This window comes from Gephyromycinifex aptenodytis (assembly GCF_012277275.1).
Classification (GTDB): Bacteria; Actinomycetota; Actinomycetes; order Actinomycetales; family Dermatophilaceae; genus Gephyromycinifex; species Gephyromycinifex aptenodytis.
This window is the reverse complement of sequence record NZ_CP051155.1, coordinates 1,496,199-1,520,060: the sequence shown is the minus strand read 5'-3', so window position 1 is coordinate 1,520,060 and position 23,862 is coordinate 1,496,199. Positions and strand designations below refer to the sequence as shown.

The window sequence follows — 23,862 nt, the reverse complement described above, 5'->3', positions numbered from 1 at the left end:
AGCCCGGAGACAGCTTCGAGCTCCTGCTCGCGGCAAGAGCTCGAAGCTGAGGTCCCCGGTCGCTGACTACTTCAGCAGCGCCCGGGAGATGACCAGTCGCTGGATCTGGTTGGTGCCCTCGAAGATCTGAGTCACCTTCGCCTCACGCATGTAGCGCTCGACGGGGTAGTCCTTGGTGTAGCCGTAACCACCGAAGACCTGAACCGCGTCGGTCGTGACGCGCATCGCGGCGTCGGTGCAGACGAACTTGGCCACCGAGGCTTCCTTGCCCATCGGGCGACCCGCGTCCTTGAGCCGGGCCGCATGCAGGTAGCTCGCCCGAGCCGAGGTCACTGCCGCTTCCATTTCGGCGAGCAGGAACGCCAGCCCCTGGAACTCCCCGATGGTTTTACCGAACGCGCGGCGCTCCTTGGCGTAGGCGACCGCCTGATCCAGGGCGGCTTGAGCCAGGCCCGTGGCGCACGCCGCAATGCCCAGACGGCCCGCGTCCAGTGCCGAAAGTGCGATCGTCATGCCTTGGCCTTCGGCCCCGATGAGGTTGCCGGCCGGGATGCGGGCGTTCTCGAACACGACCTGCCCGACCGTGTCGCAGTCCAGGCCCATCTTGCGCTCCGGCGGAGGGAAAGAGATGCCGGGAGTGTCGGCCGGGACGTGGAAGCAGGACAGTCCGCGGGGGCCGTCGTCGCTGGTGCGGGCGAAGGTGGTGTAGAAGTCGGCGTGACCGGCGTGGCTGATCCAGGACTTCACGCCGTTCAACACGTACTCGTCGCCCTCGCGGCGTGCCCGCATGGAGATGGCTGCCACGTCGGATCCCGCGTCCGGCTCGGACAAGCAATACGCACCCAGCTTGCTGCCGTCGAGCATCCCTTCGAGGAATTGCGACTTCTGCTCGTCGGTGCCGAACGCGAAGATCGGGTTGCAGGTCAAGGAGTGCACCGAGACGCCGACCGCGACGCTCATCCAGGCTGAGGCGATCTCCTCCAGGGCCTGCAAGTAGACCTCGTACGGCTGGTCACCGCCGCCGAACTCCTCCGGGTAGGGCAGGGTGAGTAGCCCTTGCTCGCCCAGGAGAGTGAAGATCTCGCGGGGGAACTCGGCCTTGGCCTCCATGTCATCGACGATGGGACGTAGGCGGGCGTCGCAGACGTCGCGCGTCATGCGGATCAGGTCTTCAGCTTCGGGGCTCGGGAGAAGTCGTGTGGCAGCCATGCATCCACCATAGGTCCGCCGCAACGCCCAGCAACCGGTTCCGCCTCAGCCCACTTCGCGGTCGCGCTCAGCGAGCTACCTCCCGGTGTCCGGCGTCCAGCCGGCGGGTCCAACCGCGTTCATCGAGGTACTCCAGCAGGGGAATCGCAACCCGCCTGGTGGTGCCGAGGGCTTGGCGTGCCTGACTGGTGGTGAATGGCTGCGGCAGAGCGACGAGAATGCGCATCGCCTTGGCCGGCGCGATTGGTTGCACCAGCACCCCGTCGCGCAATGCGAGCAGGCGCCCTGCCTTGACTGCGGCGGCAACCTCCCGCGGGCCGAGTCCGGCGCTGTCGAGTTCCGGCTGCTCGGGGGCCGCGAACGGAGAGCTCGCCAGTCGAGCTTCGATCGCTGCCAGACCGGCTTCTGCCGCGCCGAGGCTGGCGCTCACCCCCGGGCGGTGCACCCGGCCGTGTTCGTGGACCATGTCGGCCGCTGCGGCCAGCGACGCAAGCAACCGGGCATCCGGTAGTCCGAGCGCCTGGGCAGCAGCCGGCGCAGGCATCAGAGGGTCCAGCGGATGGCTGCGTTCACGGGCTTGGACGACTTCGCACAGGGTCTTCACCCAGCCGCTCCAGGTTTGGGATGCGACGAGCCAGTCTTGGGTCCGGATCACCTCAGGCGGGACGGTTTCGGGCACCGCGAGCCCCAGTCGCGCGGCATGTTCCAGGCTCAGGTAGCCCCGGCGGACCACTTCGGTGCCCAGATCGGCGTGCCCGCGATGCTCCGCCAACTGCTCGCCGCGGCGCGCTCCTTCCCCCCGGCGGCGCAGCGGAGGTGGGTCGACGTCCAGCACGTGCGCTCCCAGCACCATGCCGGTCCCCGGGTCGCGCAGAATCGCCCGGTCCCCGGCTTGTACCGGCAGCGGACGATCCAGGTGCAGCCGGGCGCTTGTCGCCGACAGCGGCCGCACCCGCACTTGGGTTGCCGCCGTGCCGATGTGCAGCATGAGGTGCTCGGGCAGGCGAGGTCCCTCGCTGTGTTGACCGGACCTGCCGGGGTGGGTGGCGACGCTGACCCGGGCATCGCGGGGGAACGTCAGTCGAGCATCAATGACATCGCTCTCGTGCCAGCGTCCGGGGCTGCACAGCGCCTGGCCGCGGTGCACCGCAGCAGCAGACACGCCACGCAGGTTCAGCGCCACCCGGGCGTAGGCACGGACCTCCTGCTGATCCTGTTCCAGGCTCTGCAGTCCGCGCACACTGACTCGGTTCCCGGCCAGTTCGAGTTCGTCACCGACTCCGATGGTGCCGGAGGCCAAAGTGCCGGTCACCACCGTGCCCGCGCCGGTGATCGTGAACGCCCGGTCGATCCACAGTCGCACCCGCGCATCCGGGTCGGGCGGTGGCAACGCCCGAACCAGGGTGGCCAGCGCCGCGCGCAACTCGGGTAGCCCCTGCCCGGTACGGGCGCACACCGCCACCGAGTCGACCGGGGGACAACCGGCCGCCGTGAGTTCTGCGCGGGCTTGCTCCAACGCCGGGGCCGGGTCGGCCAGGTCGGCGCGGGTGACGGCCAAGGCGACGTGGGACAGGCCGAGCGCCCGGATGGCCGCCAGGTGCTCGCTCGATTGCGGCATCCAGCCCTCGTCGGCGGCGACCACGAATAACACCGCTGGGGCCGGCCCCAGGCCCGCCAGCATGTTGCCGATGAATCGTCGATGCCCTGGAACGTCGACGAAGGCGATCTGTTCACCGGTGTCCAGGGTGGTCCAGGCGTACCCGAGGTCGATGGTGACGGCCCGGCGTCTTTCCTCCTCCCACCGGTCTGGTTCCATCCCGGTCAGGGCCCGCACGAGGGTCGATTTGCCGTGATCGACGTGACCTGCGGTGGCGATGACGTACATCAGGCCTCCGTTCGGGCGGCCTGCACCGCGGCGATGAGCTGGGCGTCCGCGCTTGCTGGAATGCATCGCAGGTCGAGAAGGCACCGCCCGCCCTCCACCCGGGAGATCACCCCGGGGGTGCCGGTCCGTAGCCGCGGCGCCAACGCAGCCGGGAGCGCCACCGCGACACTCGGCAGATCCACCCCGGGGGCGCCACCCCCACCGATTGCGGCGCAGGTGGGCACCATCTGCGCATCCAGTGCCTCTGCCACCGCAGCGGTACGCGCTCGCAACTCGTCCAGGTCGTGATGCAGCGCGCGGTGTGTCGGGGTCAGCGGCCCGCGCAGGGTCGCCTCCAGGGCGGCCAGGGTGAGCTTGTCGACTCGCACCGCCCGCGCGAGTGGGTGGCGAGCCATCACGTCCACGAGGTCGGCGCGACCGAGGACGATGCCGGCCTGCGGGCCGCCCAGGAGTTTGTCGCCGCTCGCGGTCACGATGTCAGCGCCGGCCTCCAGGGTGGTCGTGGCGTCCGGTTCCTGCGGCAGCAGCGCGTCAGGTCCCAACAGCCCGCTGCCGATATCCGCCAGCAGGGGAACCGGGGCGGGGACGCGACCCTCCTGTTCGGCTCGGCGCAACAGCGCCGCCAGGTCGGCGATCTCGACCCCAGCAGTGAACCCCTCGACCCGGAAGTTGCTCGGATGCACCTTCAACACAAGCCCGGTCTGGGGGCTCAGCGCCTCCTCGTAGTCGCGCGGATGGGTTCGGTTCGTCGTTCCCACCTCGATGACGCGGGCGCCGGTCGAACCGATCAGTTCGTGCAGTCGAAACCCGTCTCCGATCTCGACCATCTCCCCGCGACTGACGATGATCTCCGGGCGTTGACGTGCCACCGCCAGGGCGCTGGTGGCCAGGACCAGCGCCGCCGCGCCGTTGTTGACTGCCAGCGCGCCCGAGGCGCTGGGCACCGCGGCACGCAGAGCGGCCAGCGTCGCCCGACCGCGGCGGGCACGGGTGCCCTGCTCGAGGTCGTACTCGACATCGCAATATCCGGCCGCGGACAACAACGCTTCCTTGGCCGCAGCTGAAAGCGGCGCGCGCCCGATGTTGGTGTGCAGGACGACGCCGGTGGCGTTGAGCAGCGGCTGCAACGAGGTGGCATCTTCAGCGCGGGCCCGCAACTGCGCCCCGGCCACAGCTGCGACCTCATCCGGGCTGATCTCGCCGCAGCGGGCCTGTTCGGCTGCCTGCTGGATCGCGTACTTGACCGCGGGGGCCCCATGCGTCGGCACGAACGCGGACAGCTCGGCGAGCAGCACATCGGTACGGGGGATCCGACGGCGCTGGTCGTGGGCCACGAGGGCTCCCTTCGGGGTCGGGTCTATCGAGCCTAGCCAGTCGCTGCTCGCCCTGTGCGCTCGGGCACGCAGCTGCAGAGAACGAGGCCACGCAAGTGGCGTGCTCGCACGCGGAGCAGGCCTGCACTACCCGAAAGGGTCTTCAGGACGGTAGAACTGGGCAAAACCTTTGCCTGCCTGGCGCGGCGGCCAGCGCGTCCATTGTGCAGGTGCACTGTGGGCAGACATGATGTCCAGCAAGACGACGTCGCAGGAGGCACCGCGTGCGCGACCCGAGGGACAACCTCTCACCCGCCGAGCTGCCCTTCGGCGCGCAGTGCCACGTCGCCTTCACCAAATGGGATTCCACGCCGCACTGGCGCCATGAGGCCAAGGTGCTCGGTGAAGATGCTTACGGGATCTGGGTCGGCGGGACCCCCGGCGGGCTGCTGAGCAAACCCGGGCGGGAGGTCGTCTGCAATACCCACTGGGTGAACCTGTTTCCGCGGGACGACATGTGGGTGGCCACATTCAACGATGAAGGCTCGCCCTTCAACGCCCAGATCTACATCGACGTGACGACGGTCCCTTCGTGGTGGCATCGCCCCGACGGCATCCTGGAAGTGAGCGCCGTCGACCTCGATCTGGATGTCATCCGCCGCTACGACGGTGAGATCTACCTCGCCGATGAGGACGAGTTCGCCGAGCATGCTGCCCGGATGGGCTACCCGGAGGAGATCGTTGCCGGCGCACGGGAGACCGCTGATCGGCTCCTGCAGGAGCTAGCCGCCTACGCTGAACCCTTCGAGCAGATCGGTGCCGGCTGGTTGGCACTGTGTCGCCAACGTTTCCCAGGCGAGGTCGGTGCTGCCCGCAACTCTCAGACTTCGGGGTCACCAGCCGCCGCCACCGCCGCGCAGCAGACCCCGGCCACGGGGGAACCGGCGCCGCCACAGCCTGATGCGCGGCGCGAGGAGTCTGCTGAGGGATCCCACGATTGGCTCTCCACGTGGCAAGAGAGCGTGCTGAAACCGCGTGAGGAAACGAGCGACGACCCCGTCGGGGCCGACGCGGACGAGGTGGTCGGCGACGAAGCGTGGGCTGTCCGCGGGGCTGACACCCAGCCGCTACCGGTGCTGGGCGGGCTCGGCGACAGTGCAGCGCCCCCGCCCGACGAACCGGACCTGCCGGCGATGAATACCGACGCTGGCGAGGATCTGGAGTCGAGCTTCGAGCCGCCGCCAAGCGCCCCCCAGCCGGAGCAGAACGAGTGGCCCCCGGCCCAGTTCTGGCAGGAGCAGGATGAGCGGGTCATCGACGTCGAGCGCGACATCGACGCCGGAGATGACATCGACACCACCCCGGTAGACCCAGCAGATGTGACCGGGTTGCTGGTGAGCACCTCGGAGGCAGCCACGCCGCTGTGGTTCGACGGAGCCTTGGTGACCCCCTCCGAGGTGGGACTCCCCGATGAGCTCGCCGATCACCTATACGACTGGCTTGACCGGTGGCGGCGCGATTGGGATCCCGTGCGGGGCTGGCAGCCACGGGCGCAGATCAGCGACTACGAGGCCCTCGGGCGGTGGCTTGCGCGTCGGGTCAAGGACGAAGTGGGCGGGGTGCGGGTCACGCTGCAGTTGGGGCACCTGGGTGCATCGAGCCTGGAGGAGATCCCCGGCGCCGAGGAACGCGCGCCGATTCCGGTGACCTTGAACCCGGCTCGTCCTAACCTGCCGGTGGACGGGGAGTTCGTCACCCGCGACGGAGTGGTCGGGTGCTTTACCTCCGAGGTCAACACCCGCCTGAGCGCCTGGGCACAAGAAGGTGGGCTCAACACCGTTGAGGAAGCCCGCCTCATCGAACTGATGAGCGCCGAGCTCGGTCCGAATTATGTCGTGCTGCGCGCCGAGGACGCTGACACGCCGACCGGAGCCGGCACTGACGAGCACTGACAGGCACGGTTTACGCCGAACGCCCGTGCACCAGCACTGAGGGCTACCGTCGACGGCGCCCGGATGGCGGCGCTCCTCAACGGCTGCTGGGCGCCCGGCCATAAGCCCAGTGCGGGAAAGGAAATGGCGGAGGCGGACGGGAATCGAACCCGCCAGACCGAGATACTCGACCTCACCGGTTTTGAAGACCGGGGGGCCCACCAGGAACCCAGACGCCTCCGAAGCCAACGCTACCCCGGCCAGCAGGTGAACGTCACAACGGCACCGGCCGTGGCGCAGGCCGAGAACTGACTCCGTTCGGCGGCGGCAGGTGTGCCCACCACGGACGGGGCGGCCCGCGGCTCCACGCTGGGATCCATCGGCCCCTGAGCTGGTTGGAGGGGGCTCAGGGGACAGTTCGCGGGGTCCACGGCGCCCAGGTGGGCACCGGCAGGGCCCCAGCGTCTACGGTCGATGGCATGAGCCGCAGCCACGAGTATCGCCTCACCCAGTTCGCCTCCGGTGGAGGATGCGCCTGCAAACTTCCTGCCGGGCAGTTGGAGAACATCGTGCGGGACCTGGTGGGGGAGGACCATCCTGATCTTCTCGTCGGGCTCGACGACGGCGACGACGCCTGCGCGGTGCGGGTGGATACCGGAGCCGACGGCAACGCTCTGGCGGTGCTCTCAACAGCTGACTTCTTCACCCCGATGCTCGATTCGGCTTACGACTGGGGTCGGGTGGCCGCGGCCAACGCTCTCTCGGACATCTACGCCATGGGCGGTCGTCCCGTGGCCGCGATCAACCTCGTCGGTTGGCCGGTGGAGCTGTTGCCGGACGAGGTGCTCACCGAGGTGCTGCGCGGTGGCCTGGCCGTCGGCCGGGAAGCCGGCTGCCCCGTGGCCGGCGGCCACAGCATTACCGCGCCGGAGCCGCTCTACGGTATGGCGGTGACCGGGATCGCCGACCCGAACCGGCTGATGCGCAACGACGCCGCTGCGGTGGGGCTCCCGATCAGCTTGAGCAAGCCGTTGGGGGTCGGGCTGCTGAATAACCGCCACAAGGCCACCGGTGAGAACTTCGAGCAGGCGGTCGCCTCGATGACCTCGCTCAACGCCCGCGCCTGCACCGATGCGCTGGCCGCAGGGGTGCGCGCCGCCACCGACGTGACCGGCTTCGGGCTGCTCGGCCACCTGTACAAGATGGCACGCGCTTCAGGGGTCAGCGCCGTGATCGATCACGCAGCGGTGCCTTATCTGGAGGGTGCCCGAGAGGCCCTGCGGGACGGGTTCGTCCCCGGTGGCAGCAAGCGCAACCTGGATTGGGTGCGAGCGCACCTGGACGTTGCCAGCGGAATCGATGAGGAGGAGCTGTTGCTGTTGGCGGACGCCCAAACCTCCGGCGGTCTGCTCGTTGTCGGTGAGATCCCCGGCGCCCCCGTCATCGGGCAGATCGTGGCCAGTGAGGTCCCCGGGCAGGCCACGATCAGCGTCCGCTAGCCGCCTGCGGCGGCCGACGCTGGCAGGAGCTGACCTCAGCGCTACAGGGATGCCTCGGCCTGGACCAGCGGCAGGCCCGCGGCTTTCCACGCGCTCATCCCGCCGGCAACGGCATTGGCCCACAGGCCGCACTGCTGCAACAGGGCGGCGACACGTTCGGCACGCAGCCCGTCGCTGGAGATCAGGGTTACCGAGGTTTCTTCGGCCAGCCGGGCCACATCGCCCAGCCCGCCGTTGCCGCCGAGCAGGAGCGGGGCGAGGCGGGCTGGTAGTTCCCCCTCGGCGGCGCGGGAGGCTGCCGGGCGCAGGTCGATGAGGATCGTGCGGTCATACAGGGCGTCCTGGAAAGCAGCCCGGGCGCTGATCGTTCTCTCGCCCGACTCCAGCCCTCTGCCGGTACTACTGAACAAGGAGGTGACCAGTGAGGTGACGGATGTGGCGTCAGGGCGCTGGGTGTCGCGGGGGAAGTCGGCGGGCGTGGCCGTGGATGTGGTGACAGGCAAGGTGGCGGTCATGGCGGGGTCCTTCATCGCAGCTGTGGGGGGTGTGGGGGAAGACCCCGCACAGCGCGCCGGAGCGGCGCCCGCGAAGTCTCCGTGCTGTTGTCAGGTTCAGCGACAACAGCGACAGAGCATTCGGCGCGACCAGGTCGCTGACACCGCATGCTGAGTTACCGGAGACATAACGCAATGAAGCCATAAAAAAGGCCGGACGCCCAGCCCGGCGGTGATCCGTCTCAGGATTCGACCGCCGGACTGGGCGTCCGGAGAGTGAGCTGGGGTGCCGGTCAGACAGTGACCGGGGCCGCCGGCTTCTTGGTGACGAGCGGGATGAGCGCACCCACCAGGGAGATCACACCGATGACGGTGAACGCCAAGGTGTAGTTGAGGTCCTTGCCCAGCAGCCCCGTGACGATCAGGGGACCGAACACGCCGCCGATGCTCCAGGCGATGAGCATCAGTCCGTAGATCCCACCGGCGTTGCTGACCCCGAAGAAACGGCCCGCGGTCGAAGGCATCGTGCCGAAACCGCCGCCGTAGCAGGTGTAGATGAGGGCGGCGAGCACGACGAACATCCACGCAGCGTGAGCGTGCGGGATGAGCACCAGGCAGATGCCCTGGATGCCGAGGATCCCGACGAAGGACGGCATCTTGCCGATCTTGTCCGAAACGCCCGCCCAGAGGATCCGGCCCGCGCCGTTGAACAACCCGAGGGCGCCGACCAGCGCCGCTGCGCCGGCGGTAGTGAAGCCGGCCACGTCCACCGCGGTGGCGCTGGCCACCGAGATCAGCGAGATGCCCGCCGTGACCGACAGCGCGAGGATTGCCGTCAGCAGGTACCACTGCGGTGTGCGCAACGCCTGGGACTGCGTGAAGTCTGCCTGCACCTGCGGCACGGTCGTCGACTTCGCGTTCGTGGCGGGAGCGCCGGCCACCGAGTATCCGACCGGCGGGTTCTTGAAGGTGACCGCGCCAATCACACCGGCGATGAGGTAGGCGATGCCCAGCGGCAGGAACGCCGCTGCCGGGTGCGCCGGGTCGTTGTGGATGAGGGAGTTGGCCACCGGGGCGGTGATGACCGCACCGAAGCCGAAACCGCCGACGGCCAGGCCGGTGATGAGACCGGCCTTGTCCGGGAACCACTTCTGCAGCATCGCGATCGGGACGATGTAGGCCAGACCGAGACCGAACCCGGACAGCACCCCGTAGCCCAGGATGAGCAGCCACAGCGAACCGGCGCTGGTCGCGAACGAACTGAGGATGATGCCGATGCCGTAGATGACGACACCGACCAGCGCCACCGTGCGCGGCCCCTTACGGTCCTGGATGCGCCCGCCGAGGAAAGTGCCGACGAAGATCATGCCGATGGCAACCTCGAACGGGATGGCCGCCTGAACCTTGGTCAGTGACAGCTCGGAGTCGGCGGACTGGAAGGCCCGGGAGAACACACTCCAGGCGTAAACCGCGCCGATCGAGAGTTGCACGAGGATGCCACCGGCCAGGATCAGCCATCGATTGCCGGTGGTCGAGGCACCCGGGGCAGCCCCTGGACGCGCGGAAGGTGTGCTCGACATCAAGGATGCCTTTCTTGTCAGCCGGTCAGGTGGGGGAAGGTCGGGCTGGCTGGCTTAGACGGAGCCCGAGGTGGTGGCGCCGCTGCGACCCGCAAGCTCAGCATCGCGACGGCGCTGTTCGAGCCGTTCACGTTGCGGCAGCACGGTGTACTTCGGATCGCGGGCAGAAATCATGCCTGCCTCGAAGATGCCGAATCGGGTCAACGCCGAACCGATGTTCAGAGCCAGACCGGCCGCGACGGCCAGCGGCCGACGGCCACCACCCACCGCAGCCAACGCGGCACCGCCAAGAGTCATCGCCTTGGCGGTCCGCAGGAAGACATCGGGCTTGTCGTCGTGCAGCGGCTCCGCGCACACGCCGAGGGCGCGCTCCATCAGTTCGAAGGCGCCGTATTCGAGAATCGCGCCGCCGACAGCCATCCGGCGGGCCGGAGCCGTCTCACTGGGGTCCGTCACCGCCATCGCTGCGCCGCCGGCTGCGGCCAGAGCCGAACCGACAAAGACGAACGGCATCTGCCGGTAGGCGCCATGCCAGGTGGGAGTCGCGGTGTCGGACAGCAAGACCGAGGTGTAGGCGGCCAGCGGGGCCGCGAACGCGCCAGCCCCGAGGCTGGCCATTCGATCACCCACCGGCCAGAACGCCGCACCGGGCACATCCTCGGGAAGGACGTAGTGCATCACCTCGGAGAAGGCGGCAACCGCCGAGAACGCACCGAAGCCGGACAAAATCCATGAACCGATCGACATCGGGGAGGTCAATTTGACCGTGCGCAGCATGTTGAGGAACCTGCTCGGCTTGCCCAAGTCTTTGACCAGCGCCCCGGTGCTGCCACCCAGCGCCGCCAACGCGATGAGCCGGGAGTTACGTTGCAACTGGGTTCGCCCGGTCATCTCCCCGCCTGCTGCCACGAGTGCAGAACCGGCGGCCAAGCCCCCCAGGTAGAGGTAACTGGGGATCTCGCTCTTCCACGGGGCCGGTTTGACGATGTTGCGTCCGTAGTAGGAGCTGAACTTCACCGGCGGGACCATGATGTCTTCGCGCTGGCCCTTGCGGCGGCGCCGGGGCGTCTGCGCCGAGTCCGGCCGGGAGGGAACCGGGCTGGGTTGAATCGGCGGTTGGTAGACGCCGATACCCGGGGTTTGAGCCGGAGCGCTCTGCTTGCGCTTGGAGCGGCCTCGACCCAGGCCGCCGCTCTTCTTCTTGGCCGCTGCACTCAACCGCGAGGCACGACGCCCCGCCGTATCCGCCAGGTTGCTGACCCCGGCGAGGTGGCGCTGACGGGCAGGTTCGGCTCGCTTCGGTGCCGAGGCGGCCTCAGTCGTGGTCTCGAGGCTGTCGACCTCGCCTTCGGCGGGGGTGATCACGATCGGCTCGTCCGGGCGCTGCCCTGCCCCAGGTGTGCTGGGCAGGGCGTAACCGCGTTGGGCCATCGAAGGGGTGTGCGGCTGCTGGTCTGGGGAGTATGGAGTGCTCATCAACGCCGTCCGAGGAAGCTCAGGGCGGCGCCGACGAGCATGGTGAGCCCGGCGAAGCCAGCCTTGCGGAAGATGTCCGGCAGGTCTGCCGTGGTGACGATGGGGTCCGGCGGCAGACCGTACACCTCCGGCTCATCGAGCAGCAGGAAGATCGAGCCGGTACCGCCGACCCCGTCGTTCTCGTTGGCCCCGTACAGCCGGGCCTCGGTGTAGCCCTTCTCATGCAGGGTCTGCACTCGCTCTTCGGCGCGGCGGCGCATGTCGTTCAGATCGCCGAACTGAATGGAGGTCGTCGGGCAGGCCTGGGCGCAGGCAGGCTTCTGATCGGCGCCGATCCGGTCATAGCAGAGGGTGCACTTGGCAGCGATTCCCTCTTGCTTGACCGCGGTGCTCTCCCCGTGGGAGTTCTCGCGCCGTTCAATGACCCCGAACGGGCAGGCCGCCACGCAGTAGCCGCAGCCGTTGCAGATCTCGTCCTGGACCACGACCGTGCCGAACTCGGAGCGGAAGAGCGAACCGGTGGGGCACACATCCAGGCAAGCAGCGTGGGTGCAGTGCTTGCACACATCCGAGGCGATGAGCCAGCGGAAATCAGGCAGCGTGCCCGAAGCCGCTGCCTGCAATGCGGCCTCACGCGCCTGCTTCAGCTCGCTGACCTGCGGGCCGACGAGGGCGTCGCGGTCCTGCGCGGGCAAGGACAGCGCGGTGCCCGGTCCGGTCAGGGGCAAGCCCGTCGAAGTTGCCAGCTCTGAGGTCTGAGCCGTGGCCCGAGGCAGCACCGCTGGCGCCGAGACGGTCTCGCGCAGGCTGGGCATGCCCAGGTCTACGAGCTTGCGTCCAGATTCGCGGGCTGCCTCGACGCGGTCACTGTTCTGTTCGATGAAGGCCACATGCCGCCAGGTGTTGGCCCCGAGTGAGATCGAGTTGTCGTAGGAGTCGCCGGTCAGACCCACCCGATCCATCGGCAGGACGTTCCACTCCTTGCACGCGACCTCGCAGGCTTTACAGCCGATGCAGATCGAGGTGTCGGTGAAGAAGCCCTTGCGCGCAGGTGGGTCGTCCCAGCCGGCGTCCCGTGCCGGGTCGGTAGGGCCGGCGAGCTGGTTACGCCAGAAGCTCATGCCCGCTCACTCTCTTCGGCCCGATGGCCGACGTCTTGCTGTGGATCGCGTTCCTCCACCGGCGCCTTCCCCTGACCCGCACCCTCGTCCGCGTCTGCGGGGGTCGGGGTGGCTTGGGGCTGCGCGTACGGATTGCGCCGTGCGTTGCCGGTCTCGGCCGTAATTCCGGCCAGTGAGGAGTACTCATCGACAAGATGGCGCAGCGCCGCGCCGGTGGGCCTGCGACCCGCGCGAATGTCGCAACTGGCGACCTTGCTCTCCTGGATGGCGACGTTGGGATCCAGCGTCACCCCGAGCAGGTCATTGGCCCCGTCGCCCTGGACGACAGCACCGTCACCGCCGACACCCCAGTGATAGGGCAGGCCGATCTGGTGGATCGTGTGGCCGTTGATCGTCAGCGGTGTCATCCGCTCGGTCACCAGTACCCGCGCCTCGATCGCCGAGCGCGGCGAGATGATCGTGGCCCAACCGCCGTTCTCCAGACCGCGTTCCTTGGCCAGCTCCGGTGAGACCTCGCAGAAGAACTCCGGCTGCAACTCGGCAAGGTAAGGCAGCCAGCGACTCATACCGCCCGCCGTGTGGTGCTCGGTGAGCCGGTAGGTCGTGAACACGAACGGGTAGACCTCGGCCCCGCGCTCGCCGAAGGAGGGCGCGGTGAGGTTGTCCTTGCGCGGATAGACGAACCGTGAAGGGTTGCGCTGCTGGTTGTACAGGGTGTTGTCGACCGGGGACTCCTGAGCCTCATAGTGGCTCGGCATCGGCCCGTCGAGCATGCCCTTGGGTGCGAACAGCCAGCCCTTGCCGTCGGCCTGCATGATGAACGGATCGTCACCGGCCAGACCCTCCGGGCCGCCCACGCCGGGTTCCGGCCGATACGAGGGCGCCTTGGCCAGCGGGAAGTCCGGGACATCGTGGCCGGTCCACTTGCCAGCGTCCTCGTCCCACCAGACATAGGCCTTGCGTTCACTCCACGGGCGACCCTGGGGGTCGGCCGAGGCGCGGTTGTACAGGATGCGGCGGTTCGCCGGCCAGGCCCAGCCCCATTCGGGCGCGACCCAGGACTGCTCGGCGTCCGGCTTCTTGCGCTTGGCCTGGTTGACCCCGTCCTTGTACACGCCGGTGTAGATCCAGCAGCCACCGCTTGTGCTGCCGTCGGCCTTCATCTCGGTGAACGCAGACAGCGGTTGCCCTGCCTTCTCACCGGTGAGGTGGAAGCCGTTGATCTCGGCCAGGATCGCGTCTGCGTCTGGCTCGCCGACCTCGTCCTCGGGGTAGTCCCAGGTGAGGTCGAGCAGCGGCCGATCGCGCGGGTCGGTGGAGTCGGCAAGCTTGGCCCGCAGCACCTTCCCGAGCTCGTGGAAGAAGTGCAGGTCAGAGCGGCACTCGCCCGGAGGACGCACTGCAGCGTGGTGCCACTGCAGCATCCGTTGAGTCTGGGTGAACGTGCCGTCCTTTTCTGCGTGCGCGGCCGGCGGGAGGAAGAAGACCTCGGTGCCGATGTCCTCAGTCTTCATCTCACCGGTAGCGATCTCTGGGCCGTTCTTCCAGAAGGTCGCCGATTCGATGAGGTTGAGGTCCCGCACGACGAGCCACTTCAGGTGGCTCATCCCCAGGCGTTGCATCCGCCCGTGCGACGAGCCGACCGCCGGGTTCTGTCCGAGAAGGAAGTACCCCTCGACGGTTTCCTCCAGCATGCCCATCGCCGTGGCGTAGGTGTTGTGGTTGCCGTTGATGCGGGGCAGATAGTCAAAGCCCCAGTTGTTCTTGGCGGTTGCCGCATCACCCCACCAGGCTTTGAGGAGGCTGACCGTGTACGCCTCGGCGTTGGTCCAGAACCCCTTCTGCTGCGGGGAGGCGATCGAGGCGATGTACTTCTCGAACGTGTCGTGTGCGCCTGCCTTGGGCATCGGCAAGTAGCCGGGGAGCAGGTTGAACAGCGTCGGGATATCGGTGCTGCCCTGGATGCTGGCGTGCCCGCGCAGCGCCATGATGCCGCCGCCGGGTCGCCCGATGTTGCCCAGCAGCAGCTGCAGAATCGCGGCGGTGCGGATGAACTGGGCACCGAGGCTGTGCTGGGTCCAGCCCACGGCGTAGGCGAAACAGCTGGTGCGCTCGCGGCCACTGTTACGCGTGAGTGCGTCCGCCAGGTAGGCGAAGTCGGCCTGGCTCACGCCACACATCTGCTCCACGAGCTCGGGTGTGTAGCGCGCGTAGTGGCGTTTGAGGATCTGGAAGACGGTGCGCGGGTGCTGCAGCGTCTCGTCGCGTTTGACGACAGCGTGCTCCAGCGAAGGTCCGGCAGCGCCTTGTTCGTGGCCGCTGCTGCTCTCCTTGCCGTCGGCACCGTCCTGCCCGGCAGCCTGCTCAGAGGACTCCTCGACGTGGCCGTCACCGGCGGCTGAGTCGTAACCCCAGGAGCGCATGTCGTACGTGCCGGTCTCGGGGTCGTAACCCGAGAACACCCCGTCGAGGTCCTCCACATCGCCGAACTCCTCGGTGATGAGGGTGGCCGCGTTGGTGTAGGACAGCACGTAGTCCTTGAAATACTTCTCCTCTTGCAGGACGTGGTTGATCAGCGCGCCGAGGATGACGATGTCGCTGCCGACCCGGATCGGGATGTGTTTGTCAGCCACAGCCGAAGTCCGTGTGAAACGCGGGTCGATGTGGATGATGGTGGCTCCGCGCATCTTGGCCTCAGTAACCCACTGGTATGCCACCGGGTGGTTTTCGGCCATGTTGGAACCCTGGATGACGATGCAGTCAGCATTCGCCATGTCCTGCACGAACTGCGTGGCGCCGCCGCGCCCGAATGAGGCCCCCAAACTGGGGACAGTGGCGGAGTGTCAAATACGGGCTTGGTTCTCGATCTGGATCGCACCCAAACCGGTGAAAAGCTTCTTGATCAGGTAGTTCTCTTCGTTGTCCAGGGTGGCGCCGCCGAGGGAGGCGATGCCCATCGTGCGCGCCAGGCGGCGACCGTTCTCATCGGTCTCCTGCCAGGTGCGCCGCCGGGTCTCGATGATGCGGTCCGCGATCATCTCCGTGGCCTGGGTGAGCCCGAGGTGGGTCCACTCGGTGGCGTGGGGCGCGCGATAGAGCACCTTGGTCTGGCGGGTGGGGGAGTTGACGAGTTGTTCACTCGCGCTGCCCTTGGGGCAGAGCCTGCCGCGGGACACCGGGGAATCGGGGTCGCCCTCGATCTGCACGATCTCCTCGTTCTTGACGAAGATCTTCTGGCCGCACCCGACCGCGCAGTACGGGCAGACACTCTGCACAACCCGGTCGGCTTCGGCCGTTCGCGGTGTCAGGTTGGTCGTGCGCTTGGTGGCGACTGCAGGGCCGCGCCCGAGAAAATCACCTTCGCGTAGTTGCCGTAAGGCAGGCCAGGCGAGAAAAGTCTTGCCGATGCCCATGGGGAGCCCCTTTCGTAAGCAGACGTGACCACCGTACCTAGAACTTGGGCGAGGTCGCGCTCCGCCTCGGCTTGTGTGGGTACGCACTCGGCCCTGTTGACGGCGCTAGCAGAGGAGTCGAAGTGTTAACAGCGGGGGGGTTTGTTCGTTGTCCGCACGGCGCACTGCGCGGGTCGATAGCCTGAATCCGGCTGCCCCGAGCGGCGGGGTGCGGTATCAACGAAGGAGTTGAGAATGAGCGTGTTCCCCCGGGTCTTGTTCGAGGAGTCCCACAGCGAAGCTTGGTCGCTTGACGCGGCGGTGGCCGCGCGGATCAACCCCGCCCAACCTGCCGACGCCAGCTACGCGCTAGCTGCCCAGGCGTTGCGTAAACGCGGCTTCGAGATCGATTCCCACCGTGAGGGTCAGATCGGGGCCGCCGTGGCTGAGGCAGACGTTCTCGTCATCGCCCATCCGGCCGAGACCAGCGCCGAGCGCGCCAGCGGCTCGGGCTCTCCGATGTTCGGCTCCGAAGAGATCCAGGCCATCGAACAGTTCGTTCGCGACGGCGGTGGACTGGTGGTTTTGGGTGAGTGCAACCAGGACACTTATGGCACAAACCTCAACGAGTTGCTGTCCGCGTTCGGCGTCAGCGTGTGCAGTGTGACGGCGCACGACGGCACCGCACGGCACAACGGGGTCTCTTCCTGGGTGATGGCAGATCTGCACGGCAAGGGCGGTCAAGGCCTGCTGGCGGGTGTCCAAGAGGCCTGCTTCTATCGCGCTGGCACGTTGCAGGTGCTCGATGCCTCCAACGACGGCAAGGTCAACGTGTTGGCCACGACCAGCCCGGCCGCCCACCCTGCAGGTGAGCCCCTGGCGTTGACGGCACGTCACGGCCAGGGACGGGTCGTCGTGTTGGCCGACTCCGACCTGTTCGGCGACGACTCGATCGAGGAGTTCGACCACGAGACGCTCTGGGTCAACCTCATCACCTGGGCAGCCGGTTCCTCCACCGTCGTCTCTGAGACCCAGGTCGCGGGCGCCTGGCTCGCCTTGGACCCGCGCTGGCTGGAGCTGAAGGCCGCCGTGGAAGAGCTGCGGCCGATGCAGAGCAAGGACGGCTCCATCGACGGGCAGGCTCACGACCTGTCAGCCGCCGCCTCGCTCACCGATCGGATCATCGCCGGAATCGCAGCCTTGGCCGGTGAGTTCCCCCACGACGCGGAGTACCTGTCTGCGCTACAGGCTGATTTCGCCCGGTGGAAGGACGAGGGCTTCGGGGTGCCGGACTTCCTGGACTCCCTCGTGCTCTTCCGGCCTGATCAGCACCGCGAGGACGGGATCTGCCACCTGGTGGTGTTCCCCATGTACACCCAGAACGGCAACCCGCTGCGCAACATCGAGGCTGTACTCATCAGCGTGCTGTGGCCGGAGTGGCTGGCCGAGGTGGAACAGCGCTACGACAACCCGGCCTTCCTGTCGATCAACTTCCTGGACTTCACCCCCGGCTACGACACGAACTCAGCCGTGCTCTTCCCCGAGACGGTCGCGGTGCGCGATGTGCCCAAGTTCCATTGGGGCGCGATCTTCTCGGATCGAGAGGCCGCCCGGTTCCGTCGTGTCGTCACGGCAGCCTCGCAGCTGTTGGGTCTGCAACTACCGCCGGACGCCGAGCGTCTCCTGAGCAACCAGGAGTACTGCCAGGGCATGTTCGCGATGTGGGACCTCATCCACGACCGCACCCACAGCCACGGTGACCTGCCCTTCGACCCGTTCATGATCAAGCAGCGGATGCCGTACTGGATGTACTCCCTGGAGGAGTTGCGCTGCGACCTCAACACCTTCGTCCAAGCAGTGGAGTTGGAAAAGGAAGGCCAACCGTTCGCCAAGGCGGTGCAGTACGGGGTGGTCTTCGACCGCATCTTCCGCTTCGCCGTCACCGGCGGGCGGGTGCGCAACTATGACGGACTGGGCGGGCAGTTGATCTTCGCCTGGCTGCACAAGAACGATGCGCTGCGCTGGACGGACAACAAGCTGAGCTTCGACTGGCAGCGGGTCCCGGGCGCCGTCGTGGAACTGGCCGAGGCGGTAAACCGTCTCTACCGCGACGGTATCGACCGCAGCAAGGTGGCCCACTGGCTGGCCAGCTACGAGTTCGTCGCCGGTTACGTCGCTCCGCACCCGCGTTCGACCTGGGCCAAGGGCGCTGACGCCCTGCCGTTGGACGGCACCCGCAAGGAACTGGTCGATGCGGTGCTGGACGATGAGTTCCCGCTCAACGTCTTCTTCGAGGCCTTGGAGAAGAAGCTGGCGCCGGTCATCGCCTCTACCGCGGGCATCACCGCCGCGGACATCGACCAGGTGGAGGTAGGCGCATGAGCAACCTGGACGGCAAGGTCGTCGTCGTCGCCGGCGCCGCCGGCGCGGCCGGGCCGCCGCTGGTGAGCCGTCTCCTGGAGCACGGCGCGACCGTCATCGCATTGGACCGTGATGAAAGCAAGGTTCAGGCGTTGACCGAGGGCGCCGGTGCGCAGGCGGCCGGTATCGGGGTGGATCTGCTGGATGAGCAGGCGACCCGCGAGTTGGCGCAGCGGTTGCTTGCCGAGCACGGCCATGTCGACGGCTTGATGCATCTGGTGGGCGGTTGGCGCGGAGGCGCCGGCATCGTCGAATCCGATCTGGCCGACTGGGAGTGGTTGCACGATCTGCTGATTCGCACCCTGCAGCACACGAGCCGGGCCTTTCACGATGCGCTGCGCGATTCCGGGGGGAGGCTGGCGATCGTCTCCACCACCCAGGCGCAACAGCCCACCGCGAAGAACGCTTCGTACGCGGCAGCCAAAGCGGCAGCAGAGGCGTGGACGCTGGCGTGCGCGCACTCCTTCCGGGACACCGATGCCGCAGCAGTGATCGTCCAGATCAAGGCGCTGCTGACCGATGCCATGCGGGAAGCCAAACCGCAGGCCAAGTTTGCGGGCTACACCCATGTCGAGGAGCTCGCTGAGCGCCTGGTAGGTCTATGGGATATCCCCGCCGCCGAGCTGAACGGAACCCGTCTGTGTCTGACTCCCTGACGCCCGACTCTGCTGCCACTCCGCAGCCGCCCCCGCAGGCGCCGCCGCTACGTCAGCCCAATCGCGTCCGTCGCTTGCATGACCCGGAGTTTCGGGGTTTCGCCAGCGACAACTACTCCGGTGTCTTGCCGGAGGTCATGGAAGCGCTCGCGTTGGCCAACGGTGGGCACCAGCGTGCTTACGGCGCCGATGTCTACACGGCCGCCCTGGGTGATCTGGTGCGCCAGGAGTTTGGTGAGCTCGCCGAGATCTACCCCGTGTTCAACGGCACCGGCGCGAACGTGGTCGCTCTGGACCTGCTCACGCAGCGTTGGTCCTCGGTGGTGTGCGCGCGCAGCGCCCACATCAACGTGGACGAGTGCGGCGCGCCGGAGAAGATCTCAGGAACCAAGCTGCTGCCGGTCGACACCCCGGACGGCAAGCTGACCCCCGAGCTCATCGACACTGTGGCGTGGGGCTTCGGCGACGAGCACCACGCGCAGCCGGCAGTGGTATCGGTGACCCAGAGCACCGAACTGGGCACGCTCTACACCCCGCAAGAGCTGGCCGCGATCTGCGAGCACGCCCACGGTCTGGGTATGTGGGTTCATTTGGACGGTGCCCGGTTGCCCAACGCTGCCGCCGCCTTGGACGTGCCGCTGCGGGCGGTGACCACCGACGTGGGTGTTGACGTCCTGTCCTTCGGCGGGACGAAGAACGGGCTGATGGGCGCCGAGGCGGTCATCGTTCTGAACCCGGAGGCGGTCTCGCGGCCGTTGTTCGTGCGCAAGCTCGACGCTCAACTGTCCTCCAAGATGCGCTTCGTTTCGGTGCAACTCCTGGCGTTGCTCACCGGCCAGACCTGGCGCCGTCCTGCTTCGCACGCCAACGCGATGGCGCGTGAGTTGGCCGAGGCAGTGCGCGAGGTGCCGGGCGTGCAACTGACGCGGGAACCGCAATCCAACGCGGTCTTCGCCGTCGTGCCCCCGGCGGTCACTGCTGCCCTGCAGGAGAGATTCCCGTTCTACGTTTGGGATGAGGCGACCGACGAGGTGCGGTGGATGTGCAGTTTCGACACCACCTCGACGGACATCAGTAGGTTCGTGCAGGCCTTGCGCGAGGAACTACAGCGCGCCTAGGGCTGGACAGGTCCGCTCCGGGTCCTACGTGTCGGTGCAGGTCATCGAGATGACCTGCACCGGACACGCGTCCACGGCCGCGCTGCGCTTACCGGCGCCGCTGAGACCCGGCACCGGCAAGGCCTGCTGCTGCCATGGCTGAGCGCATCGTGGGTAGGCACATGGGTGTGCATACTCACGACACATCCCCTCCGGCGAGGAGACGATGGAGGCAGACGATCCGCCTGCGACGTTGGGAACCGCCGTGAACCGCCGCGATGCACGTATGGACCAGATCCTCAACGAGGTCAGCCTGCTGCGTGAACAGGTGCAAGGATTGCGCCACGACCTGCGCTATGGGTGGGGAGTCGACACCGCCGGGTGTTCCCCGGATCGGCAGCCCACACCGCCCAGACAGACCGCAAGCAAGCGCTCCTACGTCGATCCAGTCGCCGCCGGTGAGCAGACCCACCTTCGCTCCCCGGCAGAGACACAGCCAGGGGCTCCCGCTGCGCCGGCGTGGGTGCCGCCAGGAGTGGCGGCGCAGGAGATTTATCGCTCCAGCCCCACCGGCCGGTCGGGGTCGCCTTCCGCCGCTGAGCAGCCAAGCCGGCCCCCTGCGGAGCCGCCCACGCCCACGGGCCCATTCAGCAGGGAGCAGACGCCCGCCTCGCCTGCTGCCACGACGGCCGCAGCACCGCCAGCCTCGGCGTCCGCGCCTGGGGCGCCGCCGCCACTGGTGCTCCCGCAGCGGGCCGGCGCCAAGCGGCAGGCACGCAAGGTCAATGACGAACGGCTGCTGGCGGTCGGTGGCTCCTTCGTGACGCTGGTAGGCGCCGGGTTCCTGCTGGCGCTGGCGGTGCATGCCGGGTGGTTCGGGCCCGCGTTGCGGGTGGCCTCGCTGGCCCTGCTCAGCCTCGCCCTGGCCGGGGGTGCCTACCGGGTGCGGGTGCGCCACGCCGAAGCGGCGGTCGGGCTGGCAGCGACCGCCGCTACCGGCGGTTTTCTGGTGGTCGTCGCCTGCACCAGTCTCTACGGGTGGCTACCGGATTGGGCCGGGGTGGGGTTGGCGCTGGCGCTCGCGTTGTTCGGGGCCTATGTCGCCGGAGTGTGGCGCCGCGAACTGTTGGCCGATCTCGTGCTTGCCGAGACGCTGCTGGTTCTTCCGGTGCTCCTGCTCGACCCATTGCGCAGCAGCGTCTCGGCGCAGCCGTTCGTGCTGTGGATTCTGTTCTCGCTGGTGGCTTCGCTTGCGATGTGGCCGCTGGTGCGGGCCCACAACTGGACTCGCCTGCAATCGCTCGCGGTTGTGGGGTTGAGCCTGGTCCTCGTCCTTGCCGTGATCGCCTCGCTGTTGCTGATCCACGAGCGCTTGTGGGTCGTGGCCGTCACCGCGGTACTGGTCGCCTGCCTGATGTGGGTCGCCTGCCTGGTGCGGCATCGCACCATCCTGACTGCGGTGCCCCTGCTGGCCAGTCTCGCCGTGGCGATGTTGACCTCCAACCCGTTGGGGGGCTACCTGGCCATGATCCTGGCGGCAGCTTGTGCCCTAGCCACGGCTCGCTACGGGTTGGCCCGGGTGCACGTCCCGCTCGGGGTCATCCTGTTCGCCGTCGCCACGCTCAAGCTGGTCTCCGCGCCGTGGTGGGCGTCCGCCTTCGCGCTGGCCGCACTGCTGCTGCTCCTGCTGCCCCGGGCTCGGGAGATCTGGTGGGGCAGCGTCGGGTTGAGTGCCATGGGCGCGATCGCCCTGCTGCAGCAGGCGCCGCCGCTGGTGTTGACGGCTCCGGGCGGGATCGAGAACCCGCTCGCGGTGTGCGCGGGGGCGTTGGGGCTCGTCGCCGTGGGTGCCACTCACGTTGCCAGCGCCGATCAGGGACCGAGCGTTCCCAGCGCCCGCGTGCGCATCTGGGCCGGTGCGCTACTGGGGGGTTACGCCTTCGCCACAGCCTGCATCGCGCTGGGGGCGTTGCTCAGCCCCGGCCAGTTGGGGTTCCGGGTCGCCCACGTGAGCATGACCGTCGTGGTGGTCGCGATCTCGGTGGTGCTGGTGGTGCGCAGTGTGCGGCACCGGGGCGTGGCTGCCGGGCTGCTGGTGTGCGCCGTGGCCAAGCTGTTCCTGTTCGACCTGGTGGCGCTCGACGGGGTCCTTCGCGCGGTGCTGTTCCTCCTCAGCGGCCTACTCATCCTGTTTGCCGCGACGCGGATCCGCTCAGGTGCGACCGGTTGAAGCCTGCGGCCGGCCCGAGCTTGCCCGAAACAGATCAGCCCCGGTGCTCGGATTCCCACAGTTGTAGCGCGGGTCGCTTCGCCGTGCGGCCATCACCGGAAGAGCGCCCCTGGATGCGTCGCTGCACCCACGGACCGACGTACTCGTGCAGCCACTGGCTGTCATCCCGAAGACGGTCACGTCGCCGCGCCGGCGGCGCCGGGGGCAGGGGCGTGGACCATTCGGCGTCGCCGGGGTCATACCCCAGTGCCGCATAAGCAGCCAGGGCGATACGTCGGTGCCCCTCGGTGGTCAGGTGAATTCGATCAGGTGCCCACAACCGCCAGTCGAGCAGCATCCGGGCCCCCCACTGGTCGATGACGGCGCAGCCATGACGACGGGCGATAGACCAGATGTGGGCGCTGTAGACGGCGTGCCGGCCCCGGACATGGCGGATCACGGGGGCGGCGGCAGGATCGCTGGGTGTAGCCAGCAGCACGTCGGCGCCGGTGGCCCGGATCGTGCTGACGGCCGCCTCGAGCTCTTCGGCCAGCGCGTCGATGTCGGCCCGCGGCCGAAGAATGTCGTTACCGCCGCCGACGATGCTGACCAGGTCGGGTTGCAGGTCCAGGGCAAGGGGGAGCTGTCGGTGGGTGACGTCGTGCAGGAGCCGCCCGCGAACGGCGAGGTTGGCGTAGGAGAACGGCTCGCTGCTGACCGCTGCCAGGTGGCCGGCGAGCCGGTCGGCCCATCCGACGAAGGTCTCGGGCTCGCTGGGGTGCGCATCGCACATTCCTTCGGTGAAGGAGTCGCCGATCGCGACATAGCGATGCCACCCGCCCTCTGGTGCGGTGAGCGTGCCGACGCTGCTGCTGTTGTTGTCTTTCAGGGCAGTCTCCAATCGATAGGGTCGGCGCCTTGCTCTTCCAGCAGGGCATTTGCCCGGCTGAACGGGCGAGACCCGAAGAATCCGTTGTGAGCTGACAGCGGTGAGGGGTGCGCGCTCTCGACCCGAGGAACATGCGCCAGATTCAGCGAACGCGCATCGCGCCCCCACAGGATCGCGACCAGCGGCCCGCCGCGCTGGACCAGCGCAGTGATCGCGCACTCGGTGACGATCTCCCAGCCTTTACCGCGATGACTGGCCGATGCCCCCGGCCGGACAGTCAGCACCCGGTTGAGCAGCATCACGCCGCGGTCCGCCCACGGCGACAGGTCCCCGGTGCTGGGGCGTTCGATCCCCAGATCCTCGCTGAGTTCTCGGTAAATGTTGTTCAGACTCTTGGGTATCGGTGAGACGTCCGGCGACACCGAGAACGACAGTCCCACCGCGTGACCCGGGGTGGGGTAGGGGTCCTGGCCGACGATGAGAACCCGGACGCTGTCCAACGGCTGCTCGAAGGCGCGCAGCACATGTCGGCCCGCAGGCAGGTAGGAATGCCCGGCGGCGAGCTCCTCGCGCAAGAAAACCCCCAAGCGTCTGATGTCGTCCTCGACGGGCGCCATAGCCTGCGCCCACGAGGGGTGTATCAGCTCGCGCAACGGCCTCGCGGTCATGGCCACAACTTAGTGGGCTCGG

16 protein-coding genes and 1 tRNA gene are annotated in these 23,862 nt (G+C 68.0%); 6 read left to right on the top strand and 11 right to left on the bottom strand.

Annotated features, from left to right (window positions below; translation table 11 throughout):
- Positions 1-66 precede the first annotated feature (66 nt).
- The 3 genes from G9V96_RS06530 to selA form a co-directional block, all read right to left on the bottom strand.
- Complete coding sequence (locus G9V96_RS06530; protein ID WP_168582318.1) at positions 67-1,209, bottom strand: acyl-CoA dehydrogenase family protein; 1,143 nt, start codon at positions 1,207-1,209, stop codon at positions 67-69.
- A 67-nt stretch (positions 1,210-1,276) separates the two neighbouring features.
- The gene (selB, locus tag G9V96_RS06525) at positions 1,277-3,094 is read right to left on the bottom strand and encodes a selenocysteine-specific translation elongation factor (RefSeq protein WP_168582317.1); all 1,818 of its coding nucleotides are present in this window, start codon (positions 3,092-3,094) and stop codon (positions 1,277-1,279) included.
- Positions 3,094-4,428 carry an L-seryl-tRNA(Sec) selenium transferase gene (selA, locus tag G9V96_RS06520; protein WP_168582316.1) on the bottom strand — a complete coding sequence of 445 codons (1,335 nt, stop codon included), beginning with the start codon at positions 4,426-4,428 and terminating at the stop codon, positions 3,094-3,096. Before selA ends, selB begins: the two co-directional genes overlap by 1 nt.
- Positions 4,429-4,691: 263 nt before the next feature.
- Here selA and G9V96_RS06515 point away from each other — a divergent pair, with 263 nt between their 5' ends.
- Complete coding sequence (locus G9V96_RS06515) at positions 4,692-6,359, top strand: DUF402 domain-containing protein (protein ID WP_210424476.1); 1,668 nt, start codon at positions 4,692-4,694, stop codon at positions 6,357-6,359.
- A gap of 124 nt (positions 6,360-6,483) precedes the next feature.
- Here the strand turns inward: G9V96_RS06515 and G9V96_RS06510 are convergent.
- Positions 6,484-6,579 (bottom strand) — tRNA-Sec (locus G9V96_RS06510).
- A 238-nt stretch (positions 6,580-6,817) separates the two neighbouring features.
- Here G9V96_RS06510 and selD point away from each other — a divergent pair.
- Positions 6,818-7,837 carry a selenide, water dikinase SelD gene (gene selD, locus G9V96_RS06505; RefSeq protein ID WP_168582315.1) on the top strand — a complete coding sequence of 340 codons (1,020 nt, stop codon included), beginning with the start codon at positions 6,818-6,820 and terminating at the stop codon, positions 7,835-7,837.
- A gap of 41 nt (positions 7,838-7,878) precedes the next feature.
- On the opposite strand, the gene G9V96_RS06500 is transcribed toward selD, so the two are convergent.
- The 5 genes from G9V96_RS06500 to fdh form a co-directional block, all read right to left on the bottom strand.
- A complete protein-coding gene (locus tag G9V96_RS06500) occupies positions 7,879-8,352 on the bottom strand; it encodes a rhodanese-like domain-containing protein (RefSeq protein ID WP_168582314.1) in 474 nt (157 codons plus the stop codon).
- A 272-nt stretch (positions 8,353-8,624) separates the two neighbouring features.
- Positions 8,625-9,911: an L-lactate MFS transporter gene (locus G9V96_RS06495; protein ID WP_168582313.1), complete on the bottom strand. Its 1,287-nt coding sequence runs from the start codon at positions 9,909-9,911 to the stop codon at positions 8,625-8,627.
- Positions 9,912-9,965: 54 nt separating this feature from the next.
- On the bottom strand, positions 9,966-11,387 hold the full coding sequence (gene nrfD / locus G9V96_RS06490; RefSeq protein WP_226913540.1) for an NrfD/PsrC family molybdoenzyme membrane anchor subunit: 1,422 nt from the start codon (positions 11,385-11,387) through the stop codon (positions 9,966-9,968).
- Positions 11,387-12,508, bottom strand: coding sequence for a 4Fe-4S dicluster domain-containing protein (locus G9V96_RS06485; protein ID WP_168582312.1), 1,122 nt, complete (start codon positions 12,506-12,508; stop codon positions 11,387-11,389). Before G9V96_RS06485 ends, nrfD begins: the two co-directional genes overlap by 1 nt.
- Positions 12,505-15,921: a formate dehydrogenase gene (gene fdh, locus G9V96_RS06480; protein WP_264318484.1), complete on the bottom strand. Its 3,417-nt coding sequence runs from the start codon at positions 15,919-15,921 to the stop codon at positions 12,505-12,507. The genes G9V96_RS06485 and fdh overlap by 4 nt, the downstream gene beginning before the upstream one ends.
- 234 nt (positions 15,922-16,155) lie before the next feature.
- Here fdh and G9V96_RS15315 point away from each other — a divergent pair, with 234 nt between their 5' ends.
- The 4 genes from G9V96_RS15315 (at position 16,156) to G9V96_RS06455 (ending at position 22,304) form a co-directional block, all read left to right on the top strand.
- Positions 16,156-18,282 (top strand): DUF6421 family protein, encoded by a 2,127-nt coding sequence (locus G9V96_RS15315; protein WP_168582309.1) that lies wholly within the window; start codon positions 16,156-16,158, stop codon positions 18,280-18,282.
- Entirely contained in the window at positions 18,279-18,977 is a 699-nt protein-coding gene (locus G9V96_RS06465) for an SDR family oxidoreductase (RefSeq protein ID WP_168582308.1), read from the top strand. Before G9V96_RS15315 ends, G9V96_RS06465 begins: the two co-directional genes overlap by 4 nt.
- Positions 18,962-20,095: a threonine aldolase family protein gene (locus tag G9V96_RS06460; protein WP_226913538.1), complete on the top strand. Its 1,134-nt coding sequence runs from the start codon at positions 18,962-18,964 to the stop codon at positions 20,093-20,095. Before G9V96_RS06465 ends, G9V96_RS06460 begins: the two co-directional genes overlap by 16 nt.
- Before the next feature lie 205 nt (positions 20,096-20,300).
- Complete coding sequence (locus G9V96_RS06455; RefSeq protein ID WP_168582306.1) at positions 20,301-22,304, top strand: hypothetical protein; 2,004 nt, start codon at positions 20,301-20,303, stop codon at positions 22,302-22,304.
- Between the two features lie 34 nt (positions 22,305-22,338).
- On the opposite strand, the gene G9V96_RS06450 is transcribed toward G9V96_RS06455, so the two are convergent.
- Both G9V96_RS06450 and G9V96_RS06445 read right to left on the bottom strand, forming a co-directional pair.
- Positions 22,339-23,172 carry an SGNH/GDSL hydrolase family protein gene (locus G9V96_RS06450; RefSeq protein WP_404861439.1) on the bottom strand — a complete coding sequence of 278 codons (834 nt, stop codon included), beginning with the start codon at positions 23,170-23,172 and terminating at the stop codon, positions 22,339-22,341.
- A complete protein-coding gene (locus G9V96_RS06445; protein ID WP_168582305.1) occupies positions 23,169-23,840 on the bottom strand; it encodes a uracil-DNA glycosylase in 672 nt (223 codons plus the stop codon). The genes G9V96_RS06450 and G9V96_RS06445 overlap by 4 nt, the downstream gene beginning before the upstream one ends.
- Positions 23,841-23,862: the final 22 nt, after the last annotated feature.